We start from the raw sequence: 17,138 nt of genomic DNA, 5'->3' as shown, positions 1-17,138 counted from the left end.
TTGTAGATAACCATTAAACTCTCTATTCCTTTAGATTATTTATTTTCTTGTAAGTGCAAGCAAATCTTCTAGTCCATTTTCTTTCGCATAAGCATCTTGGATCGGCATTGCAAGTGTTCTAAAAGTCTCTAAATCAACTTCGTTTATAACCCCACCATCTGCAACAATTTTTTCTTTTGATTCTTCAAGCATTTTATATGTTACAGCTCTTTCTTCAGCTACAGATGCCTTGCTGGCTTCAAGTATCCAACCTTGTTGTTCTTCTGTAAAACCATCAAACTTTCTGCCATTCATTAAAAGTAATCTTGTTGTATAATCGTGTGCTGTTAATGAAGTATATTTACCATTTGGTGTTTTATGATGCTCTTGAAGCATCATATTCGTATGATCATTCTCTGCCGCATCTGTCGTCCCTGTACTTAGAGCTTGATAAAGTTCCTGCCAGCCTACACTAACTGGGTTGGCTCCTGCTGCTTGCCAGAATTGTTGTTGAACTGGAGATGCTTGTAATCTAATATTAAGCCCAGCTGCATCAGCAGGTACTGTAATTGGTTTTTTACCATAGTAATTTCTTACACCAGATGAATAATAACCAACAACCTTAAACTCATTATCCGTCTTCTCTGAAATCAGTGATTTCATTGTATCTCCAAATTCACCATCAATAGTTGACTCCCAATGTTCAAAACTATCAAATAAATAGAGTAGTGAAAGTAAATCAAACTCTTTAACACCGGTACTTGCCATAAATCCTGGAGAAGCAACAACCATATCAACCGAATCAGTTGTGAGTTTCATAGCAAGTTCAGATTCATTTGTACCAAGTGTTCCTGGGTATACTTCTGCAACCATCGTCCCACCTGATAGTTTTTCAAGTTCTTCTGCAAATTTAGTAAGTCCATATTGGTATGGGTTATCAAGAGATGTTTGATTGTGTGCTACACGTAGTTTAATAACTTCCGCTGGCGCCTCTGACGCGGCTGGTGCTGTGGTCTCCGTTTTACTCTCACTTTTTGCAGCCTCTGGTTTTGCAGCACACCCTGCCATACTAAAAGTTAATGCTAATGCCCCTATCATACATAATAATTTTTTCATACTATTCCCTCCTAATTTTTTTACTATATTCTTAAATGTGTTAAGAATTAAGAATCATAAACGAACTTCTGTCCTACATCGCAAGTATTGTATTCCATATTTCTTCTACTACAGGGATACCATTTTCCAAATTATCTTTTCGCGTTTTAATTTCCATTTCCCCAGGATAGAATATTTTTCCATTTTCATCTGACTTTTGGGAAGTTTTTATATCTTCAATGACTTCATTAATAATACTGTCTGTTACATCAACGCTGCTCATATGTGTTGGGTCTATCGCTATTAAAACTTGTGATAAACCATACTCATCTTCACATTTTTTTCCGATAGCTGTTGTTGAATTAGCGCCTGTTAAAACTGCTGCAATAAGGTCAAGTGCAATGGATAATCCCGAACCCTTCCAAAAACCTATCGGCAAGACTCTCCAGGTTTTTTCGATTTCTACAGGGTCAGTGGTTGCATTCCCCTTAGAATCAAATCCACCAACAACAGGTAACTGTTGCCCTTTAATCTTACACTCTTCTATTTTTCCATATGAAAATTGAGCCATGGCGCAATCCACAACAACGTGTTCATTATTGCTTCTTGGTATCGCCATTATAAATGGGTTGTTTCCAATATTTCTATCTTTAGTGCCCCAAGCCGGCATATTTGGCATTGTATTGGTCCAACACATACCGATCATGCCCGCATTTGCTGCCTGCCAGCCATAAGCGCCTCCGCGCATCCAGTGGTTTGTATTTCCCAGTGCTACAATACCAATGCCATATGTTTTTGCAAGTTCAATCGCACGGTTCATAGCACTATCTGCATTTGTATTACCCATTGCAAGATTGCCATTCCATCTTTCAAAGCCGCCTACAGATGCCTCCACAGTAGGTTCAGCATCAACTTTAATATAGCCTTTGTCAATGTATGAGATAACCCTTGGGAACCTATTAACACCATGAGAATAAATCCCATCTAAGCTGTTCTGTGCAAAAAGCTCACCACTTTTTCTTGCAGTCTCAGGCTTAAATCCCTTTTTAAGCAGAATTGTTTCAAATGTCTTAACCATGTCCTCATATTTAATTCTTAACATCTTTAGTCCTCTTTTCTATAATAGTCTTTGAGCAGCATATCCGTCATCCTAACTACGTTAATAGCTTCTTCAAAATTTGCAAAACTTTTTTCTTTTCCAATGAGCTCATTGACAACAGCTTGTTGATAAGGCATTGCCACATGTTCAGGTTCCTCAAATGTATAGACCTTCTCCCTGCCATCTTTAACAAGTTTAAACGACTTCGCAGATAAACCATCATAAACTATTCTGCCCCGGTCTCCAACAATCTGTACTTCATTGATCTCCTGATCTGCAACATAACACCAAGTTCCAGAACCTACAATACCATTTTCAAACTTAAAGGTTGCCATGACTGTATCATCTGCCTCATAATACCCCCCTTTGTTTTCTACTAAACCCGTCATAGTCTCTATCTGCCCAAAGTAGAAGGTCAGGCAGTCAAGCACGTGCACACCCATATCCAAAAACTTGCCGCCGCCTGATATGTTTGGCTTAACACGCCAAGGCAAGTTGCTTTTATCTAGTTCACTCTCTTCTACCTTCATAATTTGAGTGACATAAACATATCTTACATTTCCTATTTCTTTATGATCTAGAAGCTCTTTAATTTTTATAAATTTCTCCATACCCCTTCTATAGAAAGCTACATAAACCGGTATGTTAAGTTCCTCCGACAAGCTTTTAATCTCAAGACATTCTTCATAGGTCATAGCCACTGGTTTCTCTACATAAGGTATTTTTCCCGCCTTAAGACACGCTATGGCATATTGTTTATGAAAAATAGGTGGTGTAGCAATATATACAATATCAATATCACTCTCACTTAAAAGTTCTTCTACTGTATGATAAGCTTTTTTGACGCCATGCCTTTTTGCATAACCGACAGCCTGCTCATATTTTGCATCGTAAACTCCAACTAAGCGCGAATGATTAGACTTGTATAATCCCGGACCGCTCTTCACCTCAGTGACTTGCCCGCATCCTATCATTCCCCAATTAACATTTTTCATGACTGCCTCCTTTTCTTATTACTGAAGTAAATTAACATGAATCTTGTATACGATTTTTCGAATCATTGACTTGCCATTTCTTTCACATGCTGGTCTGTGTACATCGCTAGGAAAAAAGACACAAAAGTCTCCCTCATTCATCGTTATAAACGTCTCATCAGGTACATTTTTATAAAAAAGAATATCTCTTTCTTCTAAAAAATCTTCATCAACCTCATTTAAACCCGTATCATCAACAACACCTATAGATTCTTTGCCTCTATAAAGAAATTGTACATCTATATATTTGCGATGTATCTCTGCCCTCGTCTGACTCACTGGCAGTGTCATGATGTCTTTTACTTGAAAGAATATATCCTTTCCGGCAATCTCATATTCTCCTTCTTCAAACTCCTTAAAATCAGTCTTTTTAAAAAACTCTACAGCGTCTTTAATCACCTTAGGATACTTTTGTATGTCGAAGGTGGAATGGATAGATGAATAAATCATAATAATCTCCTTATCTTTTCGTAATCGATTACAATCAATAGTTTAAAAAATAAATTGCCTACTGCAATTTTAGAATTAAGTTCTAAATTTATTTCGTAATCGATTACAAATTATATCATAAAAAAATCAATTGCTTACAACAATTGTTAAATAAAGTTTGTTTTTTTGCTTTCGTAATCGATTACAATTTCTATGGTTAGAATATCATAAATCAATTTATACGTCAACCCTTTTTATTTGTTTTGTCACTTTAATTCATAAAACTCTAAGTATTTATAGCTATTTTGCCATATAAAACAACATTTCAACTACTATTTCCCAACTATTTGATTGCAAAATATCAAAAACCTAACATCATTTTTCCTACATGTCAGGTTTCTATTTTCACTCATATTAAAATACGAATAACTATTATTTCTCAAAAATATGTTTATACATAGGCTCCTAATTGGTAGACTCTTTAACTACAAACTCCGGTACAAGTTTAATGATGGGCTCTACTTTTTCTCCCATCAACATAGCATAAAGTGCATTGGTACATTTTTCTCCCATATCATGAATTTTATTATCAATACTTGATATTCTAGGTGTAGATATATCTGAATAAATAGAGTTATTAAAACCAACGATGCTGATGTCTTTAGGGATATTAAGACTAAGCTTATTACAAGCTTTTACGCCTCCAACGGCCATAATATCCTCACTATAAATAATAGCTGTTATATCCTTATTCATCTTCAGAAACTTTTCAGTCTCTATTTCACTGATATTCATGTCCGTCTTAATATGTCTTATATTTTTCTCATTAAATCCAATATCATTATTGGTGATTCCATCAATAAATCCACCTTGCTTTTCCTGACTGCTGTAACTAATATAATCGTTTACAAATGCAATGTTTCTATGTCCTTTACTAACAAGATAATTAACTGTATCTGATACAGCTTTTCTCTCATCAAGAACAATTCCACATATATTATCAAGATCTAAATAGCCATTAGCGATAACTACTGGCTTTTCGTTAAAATACTTTTTAATGCAATTTTTAGTCGTTTCATTTTGAAACCTTGAACCTATAAGTACAAGCCCATCAACATTTCGCTCCGCCATAACTCTTATATATTCTTCTTGTTTTGTATTATCCATCCCACAGCCGCAAATAATACTTGTATAACCAAGTCTTGCAAACTCCTGCTCAATATAAAAGGCAGTATTAATATGATGAATATTTCTTACATCAATAACATTAATACCAATTATCTTCATTTCGCTTCGCACAAGCCCCCTTGCAAAACTATTAGGTAGATAACCATATTCATCTAATACTTTTTGAACTTTTTCTCTCGTCTCCTTCTTAACCCCATCTCTATTGTTAATAACTCTAGAAACAGTAGCATAGGACACACCTGATAATTTTGCTATATCATAAATAGTCATTTAATTTCTCCAATCTAAAGTTATCTTAGAATATTATAGCACACCCACACTTATATTACATTCTAATTTATAGGATGTACAGATTAAAATGGAGGAGCTTAAATGTCATCTATACCATAGCCCTATGCCAGTTTCAATAATCAAAGTCTCAAGCTCATATAATTAAATTCCTAAAAATAGAGCTAATAATCTTTTTATCTTCATGTTAACCTTCTAAAAAAGTTTAAACCGGCTTACAAAGAGCAAGTAAATCTTCTACTGTAGCTGTAGCCAAACACTCTACAGTATCCGATGCTCCGTAATAAATCTTTACTTCACCGTTATCTTCTAAAATCATACCTCCTGGGAAGATAACATTTGTACGGAAGCCTTCATCCGCTTCCCACTTCGTTTCTGGAGCCAGTAAAGGTTCACGAGACATCCCAATAATTTTTGATGGATCTTCTAAATCCAGCAGCATAACCCCTGCACAATAACGTTTTTGCCAACAATCTTCCCATCCATTCTTACCACGCATTCTGTCTATATCTACCGTATGGAATAAAGTCAGCCACCCCGCTTCTGTCTTAATAGGCGGTGCACCCGGCCCTATTTTATCATTGGCAAACGGAATATCTTCTACTGCAAGTAATAGTTTTGAATCTCCCCAATAACGAAGGTCCTCAGAAAAAGACATCCAAGTATCAAAACGATCTATTCCTCCTCTTGAGTAAACCGTAAAAGGTCTTTCTAGCCTTACATATCTGCCGTTAATCTTCTCAGAAAATAAAACCATGTTACGATTATCGGGGGCTGTCATTGATAAAATCTCGATTGTTTTAAAATCTTCTGTAACAGCTATTCCTCCACGTATACCATGCTTTGTATCTACTGCAAAACATAAATAACACTTATCCTCTATAACTGTTAAACGCGGATCATATATTCTTGTTATCTCCGGATCATTTAAATCTGCCGCTGTTAAAAAAGGTTCTTCTTGTACATCCCATTTTTTTCCGTCTTCACTGTAGGCAAGCCCAATCATACACTTTCTGAAGTTTTGCTTTTCTTCATTGTAATCATAATCATTACGAAATGCCATGATGTATTTCCCTTGATATTTGATAACTCCAGCATTAAATATACAATCCGCCTCAAAAGGCATATCACCTTTACTTAAAATAGGATCCCCCCCGTTATAACGCTTAATCACTCCACTTGACTTTAATTCTGGAAACATTTTTCCCATAATCTCTTATCCTCCCTAAATATGTATCGCTGTCAACTGTTTAACTTTCCTGACTCCTGTACTCAGTAGGCGTACACCCATAATACTTTTTAAAACAACTCGCAAAATACCTTTGATTGCTATAGCCTGTGCTAAGCGCAACATCTAAAATTTTATATTGAGGGTCTTTTAACAGTTTAGCAGCTATTTCCATTCTTCTTCTGATTAAATATTCCATAAAGCCTTCACCTGTCTTTTGCTTAAATAATTGTCTGATATAATGGGGACTAAAAAATAGTTGTGATGAGGCTGACTCCAGATTAAACTCTTCATTTGCCAGATTATGCTCTATTAAAACCTTTACCTTATAGATAATTTTATCTCCCTGACTTTCTGCTATACTGCAAAATTTCTCACAGCATACACCAATATACTTCTCCAGTACAATTTTTGCATCTAATAAACTTCTAGAAGAGATATCATTCGCCAAATAACTTTTCATCGGTTCATCTTCCCAAATATGCAAGTTTTTATCTGCTTCCTCCAACATACTTGAAATGGAAAATATCAGTTCCATTAGAGAAATATTTATAAATTCAGAAGCACCTCCATTTAAGCTTTCGTAATAGTTCAAAATAGTCCCTAAGCATTCAATAGCCTTATCTTTATAAGCCATCTTAATATTTAAAATAAGTTCTTTTTCTAATTGTTCTGGTTTTTTATAAACTCTAGTTTCTTTTTTCGCGTAAACCTGCCCGGCATCTGACCAAGAAATGATACAGCCTTCATGGTTTAAAGTTCCTTTTAAAAGTTCAAAAGCTTGTTGATACGAAGATGCAATCTCCTCCCAATTAAAATACACTTTTCCCAAGGCACAAATCAAACGCATATCATAGTATTTTTTTAAGCTCTGATTAATCTTTTCAATCCCCCTTGCAATACTATCATAAAACTCCTGCTGACTTGGGTGACTGCCGCAAAATATAATGGTTAGCTGACTATCTTTGAAGCTTACAGCATAGTGCCTGAGACTGTTTTCAAAATAACCGTCTTTGATGATAATAAGAAAGTCCTCTACCATCTTCTGATTTTTAAAGTTCCATCGTTCATTACCAAGATTAGATTGTATCCTTACAACTCCCACACAATAAAATTTCGCCTGAAGATCAATTCTAATTTTCTTTGCTTCTTCAATAACATTTATTTGTTCCGAAGGATTCTCGATAATACCCTTAATAAAACGCTCCTGAATATACATCAAATTATCTTCCAGCTGACTTTGCATATCCTGCATATTATTTAAAAGGATTTCCTTATGACTTAATTCTTCTTTTATTTTGTCCAGCACTTTATAGAGTTCATCTGGCAGAAAAGGTTTTAATAAGTAATCTGTTACGCCTAACCCTAAGGCAGTCTTTGCATACGTAAAATCATCATATCCACTGATAATCACTGTCTTAATTGAATTATCGGCTTCCTGAATAGCTTTAATTAAATCTAACCCGCCAACGAGCGGCATACATATATCCGTAATCAGAATGTCTGGGCTTAATGTTTCCACTAAATCAAGGGCCTGCTCCCCATTTTCAGCTGTTCCTACGACCTCCATGCCAATATCTGCTTTATTAATCCATTTTGGCAAAAGCTCTCTTACATATTCCTCATCATCCGCAATGATTACACGATACATCCTACTCCTCCTCCGTTACATGCATTGGAATCATAATTGTTGCCTTCGTCCAGCACCCTTTCTCACTTTCTAATATAAGACCATATTCCTCTCCATAGTATAATTTAATACGTTCGTTTACATTATAAATACCGTATCCTTCATTGGAATTAGTCACCCCAAGCCGTAGACTTGCATTTAAAACTTCAAGCTTTTCTTCACCAATACCTTCACCATCATCTTCTATGCAGAGATTGAGGACCTTTTTGCCACTATCCTGTATGAGACAAATTCCATAAATCTTAATAAAACCCGTCGTCTTCTTAAGCTTAATCCCATGATAAATAGCATTTTCCACTAAAGGCTGTAACACCAGTTTAATAATAGGCATATCCAACATTTCTTCCTGAATATCAATTTCATATTTGAGCTTAGATTTATATCTAATGCTTTGTATATTTAAATAACTTCTTACATGTTCTATTTCTTCTCTAAAAGTAATGATTTCTTTACCTTTACTGAGACTAACTCTAAAAAACTTACCTAAAGAGTTTGATAGAACACTGATTTCTGTTGCTCCCTGGTCAGCCGCCTGCCAAGTAATCGCATTAAGAGTATTATAAAGAAAATGTGGATTAATCTGCGCTTGAAGTGCCTTAAGCTCAGCTTTACGTTTTTGTGCCTGCACCTTTTTTACATTTTCCTTTTCTTCTTTTAGCGCTTCAATGTTGATATTTAACTGGGTAACAAGATCATCGATTTCACCCACCATATAGTTAAAACTTTTTGCTAAATGGCCCACCTCATCATTATAAGGATACCTAAACTGCACATGAAACTCTTGCCCAATCGTTTTATTCATAATGTTGACAAATTGGCGTAGTGGCTTAGTTATGCTATTAGCCAAAATAACAATGGCCATAATACTTACCATCGTACTTACAATGAGAATGATAATAATAAAAGACCTAAGTTTCTCCAGATTGCCAATTAAAGAGTCCTTCGACCTTAAACTGTAAATCTGCCAGCCCGTTCCTTTCATCTGTGTATAGGTTCCTAAATAGTCTATTCCTTTGTAGACTACTTGCTTGCAAACAGCCTTCTGCCCCTCTAAATCTTCACTCCCAAGAAATGCTATTATCTTTAGTTCTTCTGGACCACAGTTCGCTACATTTCGTCCATATTGATCTACTATAAATAGTTTCTCAAAAGAGGAATAAGTATTTTTAAGGTATTTAATGACTTCAGACTGCTGCAGACTAATGACAAAATATACTTCCTGTCTGCCTATTTTAAAACGGTAAACGACAGGTATAACCACTTCATTTCCAATAAAAACAGGGTCTACTCTAGCCGGGAACCAACAAATTGTTTCACTAGGATTATCTTGAAAATAGCGATACATGTCTGATTCTTTAAACCGAAACTCCCGCCTTCTGGTTCTAGTAAAATTATCAAACTCACTATATTGCGTATAGACAGAGACCGAGTGTATATACCGATCTCCTTGAATAAGTTCAGAGATAGAATCTGCCATATCTCCTAATACCTTTGCATAATTAGCAGAATCTGCATGGGTCAAGTAATTATTGACTGACTTATAAAAATATGAATTATTATATAGAGCATGCACCCGCTTTGTAATTGACTGAACTCTGTCTGTCAAATGGTTATTCGCTTGATATAAAATATCTTCTGAACTATTATAATAATTATTCAGCGTATCCTTGGTCGCATAGCTATAATAAAGCATCCCCGCAAGGGTCGTGTTGATGAGTAAAATAGACATACATAATACAATTATTTTTGTTCTAAACTTTGTATTTTTAATGATTTCTCTCATAACAATCCCCTCTAGTTCCTGCGCCATTCTATGTCACAATTATATCATATATTATACTTGAATAATAACCCTTAACCCTTAATAGCTCCTGCAGTCAGCCCTCCTATAAATTGCTTGTTGCAAAAGAAGTAGACCATCAAAATTGGAATAATAGCAATGGAAGCTCCAGCTAGCATAATGTGCCATTCAGCTGCTGCATTTATAGAATATTTAAGCTGAACAACTGCAACAGTTAGTGTCTTAAGCTTAGGCATAGAAATACTCATAACTAATGTAGTAATATAATCATTCCACGCTGACCTAAACACAAATAAAGCTACAACAGCTAAAATAGGTTTAATAAGTGGCAAAATAATCCTGAAGAAAATGCCATACACGTTGCAGCCATCAATCGTTGCTGCCTCATCTAATTCTTTAGGAATGGCTCTTATAAATCCCATGACTAAAAGGACGTGTGATGCTTGCCCGCCTGTTAAGGCTAAAATCAATCCCAAAATAGTCTTGTTAAGTTTTAGCACAACTAACATACTATAAATAGGGTAAAGTGTTACAGACCCTAAAGCTACGAACATTAGGCTAATATACATTCCTAAAATCAGTTTTTTAAAAACAAAGGTTTTTCTTGCAAAAACAAAACCTGCTAGTGCTGAAGTCGCCGTCCCTACGACCATGGTTGTTAAACTAACTACTACACTATTGAGGGTGTACTTTGTAAAATCTGCCTGTACAAAAGCCTGATAATAGTTTTTAAAATGCCATATACTCGGAAAAAAACTGCCACCTAAAGTTAACTCACTGTTCGTTTTAAAGGACCCTAAAATAGTGTATATAATAGGATATACCGTGAATATAACCATAATAGCTATAAATGAAAGTCCTATAAGCTCGAGGCCTATTTTTTTTGTTTTATACATTCATGTGACCTCGCTTTCTAATAAATATCATCTAGCTTTTTAGATATAAAAAGATAACTAACTGTTATAATTCCTGCGATTACTGCTGAGACTGCACTTACTGCTGCGCCATATCCATATTGTGGTGTTATGATAGTAGTTGGCGAAATCGAAAAGAAATACTGATAGCCATATAAAGCCATTACCATCGTTGAATTAGTAGGTCCTCCTTCTGTCAGAACCATAACATTATTCATATCTTGAAAGGCTGCTGTAATAGACAGCATTAATATAATTTTAAGAATAGGTCCTAGCATAGGAATTATAATGTACCAAACTGCCTGTAATCTATTTGCCCCGTCAATCCTTGCACTTTCAAGTGCATCTTCTGAGACCTGCTGAATGCCTGCAATAAAGTAAACCATGTAATTACCAACTCCACCCCATACAGCAGTAATCACTAATGTTTTCATAGCATGTTCTCTGCCAAGCCAATTGATAGGCTGTTTAATAATATGCCACTGCATCAGATATTGATTAATCTGTCCATTATAGACATTAAAAAGCAAATAAAATACAAGACCCATAACTGCTGCACTCATAATAGTCGGGACAAATATTACACTTTGTAAGAGGCCATTCCCTTTTCTTTTTTTACTTAGTATTAAGGCGAGTAAAAAAGCAAGAGGTATCGTAAATAAAATCTTAGCCCCTGCATAAACAAGCGTATTGACTACTGATTTCCAATAAATCTCATCTCTAAAAACGCGTATAATATTATCCATTCCAATGAATTTAGCAACTCCTGATCCATATCCTCCATAGCGATAAAAAACATATCGCAATGTCCAAATGACTGGATAAACTGAAAATGCTATAAATAAAATGAGGTTTGGTAGCAACAAACTGTATGATCTGAGGTTATCTATAAGCCTTTCTTTTCTTTTTACAGGAGATATCTGTGTTTTTGTTTTTGCTGCTGCTTGTAAGTTCACAGTCATCCTTCCTTTCTTTTTTAAAATAAAATGGAGCTATAAAGCTCCATTTTTTTAGTGACAATGCTGACCATCAAATGTCAGGATTTTTATGTTCACCTGTAACTTATTATGACTTAGATGGATTCATAGGGTCAAAATGATCAATTTTAATTTCTTTACCGATACCTTCATCAATACCAGCTTTTAAGGCTGCATTGTATCTAGCAGTTAAGTCTTGTAATCCAGATTCAATGTCTTTATCACCTAATAACATCTCACCAAATACATCATACATGACTTGCCCTTCAACAATAACAGCATCTGTATTCTTTTCGTGAGGTGTTTTAGGCCATATAGCATCGCCATCTCCTACTAGTAAAGTTGGATTATTGATATAGATATCAGCAGGTTTTGCTTTTTCAATAACAGCAGGAATACTAGAAATACCAAGTCCTGCTTCATAGTATTCTACTAAATTATCAACATTTGCAAAAATAGCTTTATAAACTTTCCAAGCAGCTTCTAAATTTTCACTTTCTGCATTAAAAAGATAACCATTAAGAGGTGTATAGTTTTGCTTGCCCACTACTTTTCCACCACTTGTAGGAATTGGTGCACATGCCCATTCTTGTTCCATAGGGAATTGATTTTCATATACTCCAGGTTCAGCATGAGTAAATGAAATATACATACCAATTTTACCTGCAGCAAATTGAGTTCTAAGTGGATCAATATCCAGTGATTCACAACCTGGGAATGCCGCTGCTGGTGAAAGAAGCTCTTTCCATGCCTTTAAAATATCTGTATAGTCCATAAAATTATACTGACCTGCTGCAAAATCGTAGCCTAAGCGTCTTCCAAGCTCTCTTTCTGTCATATAAGCTAAAGAACGGTTTAAGGCAGAAGTAGGACTCTTCATATTAGCTGCAAAACCATAGATTCCTTCTCCTGAAAGTTTTGATGTAATGAGTTTAGCTGCATCAACCATCTCTTCGAGGGTTTCAGGCGCTTTTGTAAGACCCACTCTGTCAAAAATCTCCTTATTATAGAACAAGCGGCAGGTTGTAGCTGCTGTAGGCACATAATAAGTTTTGCCATCAATGACGTTCATACCATTAACGAGTGCTGAACCAAAGGTCTTCTTAAACTCCTCATCCATAAACGGTGTAATATCTGCATATTTACCAGAATTGACGTAGTTAGTAAACATCTGTTCTTGAAAAACAAACATATCTGGAGCATCTCCATTTTGAAATACCATATCTACTGCCTGCACATAGTTGTCTGAATAAATCTCATAAACTACTTCAATATTATCTGTGTTTGTTTTATTATACGCGTCAACTTTAGCTTGTTGGAACTCGGCATCATGTCTGTCCTTTGTCCAAACAGTAATAACTGTTTTTTCACCAGGTGCTGTCTCTGTGCTGTTTATTTCTGTTTTTGCTTCTTCCTTAGTTTCTTTAGTTGTTTCCGCTGTATTACTTGGTTTACTACATCCTGCCAGTGTCGTAAGGGCTACAACAGTACCCATTGTGAGCGCAAGTAATCTTTTAAATTGTTTCATATAAAACTTCCCCCTCTTCATTTAACGCTTCATGCGTTTCTTGTACTCTTATCTTAATATAATTTTCATATTTACTAAATCCACTATCTGACTATGGGATGTATAATATTCGATGTTAGCTTAGAGTATAGCCCCTTGTTTTATTAACACCTTTTGAAGTTCTTTTGTGTCTAAATCTCTAATCTCCTGATCATTTTTTATGCAGAGTGCAGCTGCTGTCCCTGCTGCTTCTCCTGTTGCAAAACAAGCTGGCATAACCCGTACAGACCCCATCATAGCCCGATCAGTACTAATAGTTCTTCCTGCAACTATAAGATTTTTAATTCCTTTTGGCAATAAAGAACGAAATGGAATGGTATAGTATTCTCCACGCTTATATTTAGAAATAACATATTCGCTGTTTTGTGAATCATAGTCTGCCTCTTCCAATCTTACTGCATGCCTATCAATAGGATATGCATAGCGTGCAATGGCATCTTCAAACACCCTCCGATTATCATAATCTTCTTTTGTCAGCTGATACTCTCCTACAATACGCCTGGATTCTCTAAGGCCTATATGCGGTCCACTAGAAACAAGAACTGCTTTTTCTGCGCCTGGAACATACTTATGTAAAAAACGCATCATTTGTGGTATTTTTGACCTAGCTTCAACCTCTGCTCGTGTTAAATCAACTGCATCCAATGGATAAAAATCATACACATGCCCAAAATTAAAGCCTGCTACCCCATCTGCCTGAAGTGCTATGCCTGCAACGTTTTTTTCTCCAGTTGGAAATTCACCTGCGTCTCTTGCTTTTTTTGAAGCCACATTTAAGTTGCCGTCTTCTCCCGTTTCTCTGGCATATTTCATAAAGCGGTCACTATCAAAATTAGCTACTCTAAAACAAAGTGTACCTGCCTGAACGAGTCCATTTGCATCTCCGTATTCATATGCCCCACCAGATAGGGCTACTAAATCTGCATCCCCTGTACAATCTGCAAAAAAATGGGCTTTTATTGTCTGTTTGCCGCCTTTATGATGTATATCTACAGATTCTATAACGCCTTCTTTGTAATTTGCACCAGTTACAGTAGTATGAAAAAGCACTTGAGCTCCACTGGCTATAACGAGCTCATCGAATACTCTTTTTAATATCTCAGCATCAATAGGTACCCAATCAAGTCCTCTTATGCGATCAGGCTTATTATCATAAAAAGGGCTTTCATAGCCTTCTTTCTTCATCTTTTCTAATACTTCCAACCCAATTCCCCCTATCACCAGGTTATGTCCGTCAGTATAAGGACAAAAGGCTGGTACTAATGCATTGGTGGCCATTCCCCCTAAATAACCAGCTTGTTCTATAAGAAGCGTCCGTATACCATTTCTCGCCGCAGCAATCGTTGCAGCTATTCCTGCCGGCCCGCCTCCAGCTACTACTAAATCAAATTCGTTTAATCGCATTATATCTTCTCCTTTTTCTCAACTAAAGTTATATCTCTAATTATACTTGCTTTATTTATGCGAAAAAGAAAAATAATGACCTATCTTTGTTCGATATATGACGTAAAAACAGGCTCCCGTCATGATGGCAGTTTTATAATTTTAACTGTCTATCATAAAGAGAGCCTATTAACTTAAGTTGTTTCTATAAAAATACATTATATTAATTTTAAATCTGCTTTACTGATAACAATTGCTCTAATTTTTCTTTTGGTATTGGCCTGCTAAACAAATATCCCTGACCATAGTCACATTTATTTATCTTTAAGAATTCTAACTGCTCATTAGTTTCTATGCCTTCTGCTACGATCTCCAAATCGAGTTCATGGGTGAGCTTGATAATAGATTCTACAATTACATTCCCTTGACCTTGGCTTGAGATGTTTTTAATAAAATCTCTATCAAGCTTTACTATATCAATGGGAAGTTTTTGCAAATAAGTTAGCGAAGAATACCCTGCCCCAAAATCATCAAGTGCTATCTTTATCCCCATATCTTTTATTTGTTTTAAAATTCTAGTTGATGCCTTAATATCTTCCATCACTGCTGTTTCAGTTACTTCCATCTGAATTTCATCACTTTTTATTTGCGTTTCAGAAAGTACTTGTCTTATTTCATCTATAAGCTCATCTTGGGTAACTCTCTTTCCGGAAACATTAATTGACATCTTAACAGGCGGATAGCCTTGGTCTTCCCAATATTTCTTTTGCATCAAAGCGGTCTTTAATACCCACTTTCCTATGGTATAAATAAGCCCAGTTTCTTCAGCTAGCGGAATAAATTCCATTGGGGATATCATGCCTCTTATAGGATGTATCCATCTTATTAAAGCTTCTACAGCTATTAAATCACCATTTGCCAGATCCATTATAGGTTGATAATAAAGAACAAATTCTTCATTATCAATAGCTTGTCTAAGCTCATTAACCATTGTAATATGCTTTAAACTTTGCTCTTCCATTTCATGCAGATAAAAACAGTAATTATCTTTCATGTTTTTCTTAACTGCGTACATAGCCATATCTGCGTGCTTGAGCAGAAGCGGCAAATCACTACCATGCTCTGGATACAAGGCAATTCCAATACTAAACGAAATAAAAAACTGCTGATTATAAAGATGCCATGGTGTTCTTAGGTATTTGAGCAACTTATAGATTTTGGTAATAACTTCTTGTCTGTCATTAATATTCTCAAATATAACTGCGAATTCATCACCACTTAATCTTGCAGCCAAATCAGGCTTTTGAATATGTTCTTTTAATATATCTGCAATATGTTTTAAAAGCATATCCCCAGCTAGGTGTCCTAAAGTGTCATTTATATTTTTAAAGTTATCAATATCCATATAAAGTAATGCAAACTTTTTATGGGCTCTTCTTTTATTAGTAATTAACTTAGTTACTTTTTCTTCAAATGACAGTCTGTTAGGAAGCTGCGTTAGTGCATCATAATAAACTAAGGAATTAAGCCTTTCTTCTACCCGCTTCTGCTCTGAAATATCTGTATGAGAACCTGCAACTCTTATTAATCTGCCTTTTGGATTCCATATTGCTTTCCCTTTACTTAGTATCCATCTATAGCTTCCATCTTTACACCGCATACGATAAACATCTTCATAAGAATCTTCTTTAGATCTAATATAATGCCTTACTCTATTAAGAGCATCTTTCTTTTCATCAGGATGAATTAAATCAATCCATGCTTTAAAAGTATTATCCAGTTCATCAGCCTCATAACCTAAGTAGGTTTTCCACCTTTGTGAAAAATAATAAATATGATTTTCCACATCCCAATCCCAAATACCACAATCTGCACCTTCAACAGCCAGCTTATATCTTTGCTCACTGATACTAAGAGCATTACGGTTTACCTCTAACTCATCAAATTGGTGCCTCAACTCTTCTTCTAAAGCTATAAGCTCTTCATTATTTGCGCTGAGTTCTTCAAAATTATCATAAATTTTTCTAAGCATTCTCTTTAACAACGTAAGCCTTTCTAAAACCAGCAAGTAAATAAGTATCATAGTTATAACTACATAGGCCCACCCCTTATAAAGCGCTAATCTTTTGTAAAGTTCTAAGTCTGTCACAATTCTACTTAATAATTCATCAGACAGTAAAATCCATAGTACCCCTAAGACGCCATACACAATCGCAATCCTCATCGATTCAAAGTTGGGATATATTTTATAATTAGGATTTAGATAATAATTAATATCCTGATCTTGCTTCCTATGTTTACTAAAATACGACTTTAAATTTTCTAATAAACTTAACAATCGTATCACCACCCTTCTCTAAATGATTGTTTATAGCATTTTAATCTTAAGAAATGATTGTGATGTGAAATCATTCTGATAAACAACATTATAGGGATGAATAACTCAAGTCTATCTGTTGTTTCTTT

General features: G+C 35.4%; 13 protein-coding genes. All 13 read right to left on the bottom strand.

The genetic code is table 11. The features are described 5' to 3' along the window. Positions 1–39: 39 nt before the first annotated feature. The 13 genes from BN3326_RS16450 to BN3326_RS16390 all read right to left on the bottom strand — a co-directional run bounded on the left by BN3326_RS16450 (position 40) and on the right by BN3326_RS16390 (position 17,010). On the bottom strand, positions 40–1,095 hold the full coding sequence (locus BN3326_RS16450) for a TRAP transporter substrate-binding protein (RefSeq protein WP_070000353.1): 1,056 nt from the start codon (positions 1,093–1,095) through the stop codon (positions 40–42). 73 nt (positions 1,096–1,168) lie between these two features. Continuing rightward, positions 1,169–2,176 (bottom strand): 3-dehydro-L-gulonate 2-dehydrogenase, encoded by a 1,008-nt coding sequence (gene yiaK / locus BN3326_RS16445; protein WP_070000352.1) that lies wholly within the window; start codon positions 2,174–2,176, stop codon positions 1,169–1,171. Between the two features lie 2 nt (positions 2,177–2,178). Next, complete coding sequence (locus BN3326_RS16440; RefSeq protein WP_070000351.1) at positions 2,179–3,168, bottom strand: Gfo/Idh/MocA family protein; 990 nt, start codon at positions 3,166–3,168, stop codon at positions 2,179–2,181. A gap of 18 nt (positions 3,169–3,186) precedes the next feature. Then, positions 3,187–3,657 carry a NanQ anomerase/TabA/YiaL family protein gene (locus BN3326_RS16435; RefSeq protein WP_070000350.1) on the bottom strand — a complete coding sequence of 157 codons (471 nt, stop codon included), beginning with the start codon at positions 3,655–3,657 and terminating at the stop codon, positions 3,187–3,189. Positions 3,658–4,101: 444 nt separating this feature from the next. Next, positions 4,102–5,094 (bottom strand): LacI family DNA-binding transcriptional regulator, encoded by a 993-nt coding sequence (locus tag BN3326_RS16430; RefSeq protein ID WP_070000349.1) that lies wholly within the window; start codon positions 5,092–5,094, stop codon positions 4,102–4,104. 223 nt (positions 5,095–5,317) lie between these two features. Next, complete coding sequence (locus tag BN3326_RS16425) at positions 5,318–6,322, bottom strand: glycoside hydrolase family 130 protein (protein WP_070000348.1); 1,005 nt, start codon at positions 6,320–6,322, stop codon at positions 5,318–5,320. 40 nt (positions 6,323–6,362) lie between these two features. Then, the gene (locus BN3326_RS16420) at positions 6,363–7,991 is read right to left on the bottom strand and encodes a response regulator (protein WP_070000347.1); all 1,629 of its coding nucleotides are present in this window, start codon (positions 7,989–7,991) and stop codon (positions 6,363–6,365) included. 1 nt (position 7,992) lies between these two features. Continuing rightward, positions 7,993–9,813, bottom strand: coding sequence for a cache domain-containing sensor histidine kinase (locus tag BN3326_RS16415; protein WP_070000346.1), 1,821 nt, complete (start codon positions 9,811–9,813; stop codon positions 7,993–7,995). Between the two features lie 71 nt (positions 9,814–9,884). After that, positions 9,885–10,727, bottom strand: coding sequence for a carbohydrate ABC transporter permease (locus BN3326_RS16410; RefSeq protein WP_070000345.1), 843 nt, complete (start codon positions 10,725–10,727; stop codon positions 9,885–9,887). A 17-nt stretch (positions 10,728–10,744) separates the two neighbouring features. Beyond that, positions 10,745–11,701, bottom strand: a complete 957-nt coding sequence (locus BN3326_RS16405; RefSeq protein WP_242876017.1) for a carbohydrate ABC transporter permease — start codon at positions 11,699–11,701, stop codon at positions 10,745–10,747. A gap of 109 nt (positions 11,702–11,810) precedes the next feature. Further along, complete coding sequence (locus tag BN3326_RS16400; RefSeq protein WP_070000344.1) at positions 11,811–13,250, bottom strand: ABC transporter substrate-binding protein; 1,440 nt, start codon at positions 13,248–13,250, stop codon at positions 11,811–11,813. Between the two features lie 120 nt (positions 13,251–13,370). Further along, positions 13,371–14,693, bottom strand: coding sequence for an FAD-dependent oxidoreductase (locus BN3326_RS16395; RefSeq protein ID WP_070000343.1), 1,323 nt, complete (start codon positions 14,691–14,693; stop codon positions 13,371–13,373). Between the two features lie 208 nt (positions 14,694–14,901). Then, positions 14,902–17,010: a putative bifunctional diguanylate cyclase/phosphodiesterase gene (locus BN3326_RS16390; protein ID WP_070000342.1), complete on the bottom strand. Its 2,109-nt coding sequence runs from the start codon at positions 17,008–17,010 to the stop codon at positions 14,902–14,904. Between the last annotated feature and the right edge of the window lie 128 nt (positions 17,011–17,138).

It is taken from the genome of Cellulosilyticum sp. I15G10I2 (assembly GCF_900095725.1).
Taxonomy (GTDB): domain Bacteria; phylum Bacillota; class Clostridia; order Lachnospirales; family Cellulosilyticaceae; genus FMMP01.
The sequence above is the reverse complement of the archived record's forward strand: the minus strand, read 5'-3'. Positions and strand labels throughout refer to the sequence as shown.